The 2,481-nt window shown below is 57.3% G+C and carries 2 protein-coding genes; both read right to left on the bottom strand.

Annotated features, from left to right (window positions below; all coding sequences use genetic code 11):
* Positions 1-1,417: aldehyde dehydrogenase family protein (locus tag WBV42_RS05260; RefSeq protein WP_423985091.1), on the bottom strand; the 1,417-nt coding region annotated here is incomplete at its 3' end.
* Positions 1,418-1,464: 47 nt separating this feature from the next.
* Positions 1,465-2,481: ABC transporter ATP-binding protein (locus tag WBV42_RS05265; protein ID WP_423985092.1), on the bottom strand; the 1,017-nt coding region annotated here is incomplete at its 5' end.

A 2,481-nucleotide genomic window follows, 5' to 3' on the forward strand; every position in this document is an offset into this window, starting at 1 on the left:
GTTTGAAGCCCCCGAATGGCGTTCCGGGGACGGTACCGAAGTACTGATTCACCCAGATACTCCCCGCCGCGATGTCCGCGGCCGCTCGGTGTGCACGCGAGGCGTTCTGGGTAAACACCCCCGCGGTGAGACCATAGGTCACGTCGTTTGCGATTTCAATAGCTTCCTCATACGTCGAGAACTCCATAACGAATTGCACCGGTCCGAATACCTCTTCTTGCGCAATTCGCATCTCCGGGTCGACATCATCGAAGACAGTTGGTTCGAAGTAGTATCCGTCGCCGAGTTCACTGTCCTCCGGACGGTCTCCTCCGCAGAGAATCGTTGCTCCTTCTTCTTCACCGAGTTCGATGTACTGCTCTACTTTTTCTCGATGGTCTGCAAAGCAGAGTGGTCCTTGATTCGCGTCTTGGAGAGGATCACCGATTGTTCGAGCTTCGACAGCATCGAGGTAATGGTCGAGAAATTCGTCTTTTACGTCTCGATGGACGAGGAGGCGAGTTCCCGAGTCGCACGATTGGCCGTTGTTATAGAGCCCTGCAACGGCTGCTGTCTGTGCAGCTGCTTCCACATCGGCGTCGGGGAACACGACGAAAGGATTTTTCCCGCCCAATTCGAGCGTGACGGGTGTGACGTCGGCCGAAGCTGCCCGCATGACTTCCTGCCCGACAGGCACCGAACCTGTGAACGACACTTTTCGAATGCCATCGTGGCTGGCGACGGACGCTCCAGCTTCGTCGCCGAATCCCGGGATCACGTTCAACACACCATCGGGAAGAATGCCCTGTGCGAGTTGAGCCGCTCGGATCACTGCGAGCGGGGCTTGCTCTGCGGGTTTCGTCACGGACGTATTCCCTGCTGCGAGGGCGGCACCGACCTTCCAACCCATCAAAAGTAACGGATAGTTCCACGGCAGGATTTGGCCGGTCACGCCGTAGGGCTCTCGATTGACGTACGCAAACGAGTCATCGTCGACGGGTGGCACCGATCCTTCCTCCCCGACGGCCGCTGCGGCATAGTACTCGAAGAAGTCGAGTCCCGTCTCGATGTCCGCACGGGCGGCTGACAGTGGCTTACCGACCTCGAGTGTTTCGAGGAGAGCGAGGTCATCGAGATGGTCGCGAAGAACCCCCGTCCACTCTCGAATGACGTCGACGCGCTCTAGCGGTGTCGTGTCGCCCCATTCGCCCTCGTACGCGGCGGTGGCGGCCGCCACCGCCGCATCAACGTCCGCATCGCGACCGCGTGCCACGTCCGCAATTGGTGTCGCTATTGCGGGGTCGGTTGGCCGAAACGTCTCTTGGGCCGCTGCTTGGTCGGTCTGGCCGTCGATAACGATACCGAACGTTATGCCTTCAGTTGCATTTTCGATAGCCGATTCATGATTTGCTTTCAGTGAGTCGGTGTACTCTGTCATTGGAAACTTGGCCTCCTTTCTTTGATGATTATCTCACGATCAGTGTGTTATCGCGTCAGTACAACGGCATTATCTGCCGACCATCCGACCGTCACGGTTTGCCCGGTCGAGAGATACTCACTGCGGTCGGTTATTTGCATATCCACGGTAAGCTCTTGGCCGTTCGAGAGCTCTACGACGAACTTGCCGAGATTGCCTTTGTAAATCTCTTCGTTCACTTCCCCCTCGAAGGAGTTGTCCAGTTCACGAGCATCCGTGCCAAGGCGGATCTTCTCTGGTCGAACTGCGAACGAAACGGTCCCCTCGGCGTCGGGATTACGCGGTACCCTGAACGAAATGCCATTATGCTCGATGACTGCGCCGTCCGCCGTCTCCTCGTAGCTACCCCTGATGAGGTTCGTTTCGCCGATGAAGTCCGCGACGAACTCCGTCTCAGGTTCCTCATAAATCTCCGTTGCGGACCCCAACTGTTCGAGCCGCCCGTTGTTCATCACGGCAATTTCGTCGCTCATCGTGAGCGCTTCCTCCTGGTCGTGTGTCACGTAGACGAACGTGGTGTCCAACTCTTCCTGGAGGTTCTTTAGCTCGACTTGCATGTTTTTTCGGAGCTTCAAATCGAGCGCCCCGAGCGGCTCGTCGAGCAACAAGACGGTCGGTTGGGTAACCAATGCACGGGCGAGGGCGACACGCTGTTGTTGCCCACCGGAAAGTTCGCTTATCTTCCGATCCTGATACTCGGGGAGTTCGACCAGTTCGAGTGCTTTCGCAACCCGTGCGTCGATTTCTTCGCTCCCGGTTCGTTTGAGAAGCCGCTTGAAAGATGTGCTGAGACTACTATTCGACGTGGATCCACCGTCCGTCGCCCGAGTTTCGTCCGATGGTAGTCCCTGCATCTCGAGTCCGAACGCGACGTTCTCCCCCACCGTCATATGGGGGAACAAGGCGTACGATTGGAACACCATACTCGTATCGCGTTCGAACGGCGGGATGCCGTTGACCTGTTGCCCGCGAATGTACACGTCACCCTCGGTGGGAGTCTCGAATCCATCGATACAGCGTAATAA

Source organism: Haladaptatus sp. (assembly GCF_049589095.1).
Taxonomy (GTDB): domain Archaea; phylum Halobacteriota; class Halobacteria; order Halobacteriales; family Haladaptataceae; genus Haladaptatus.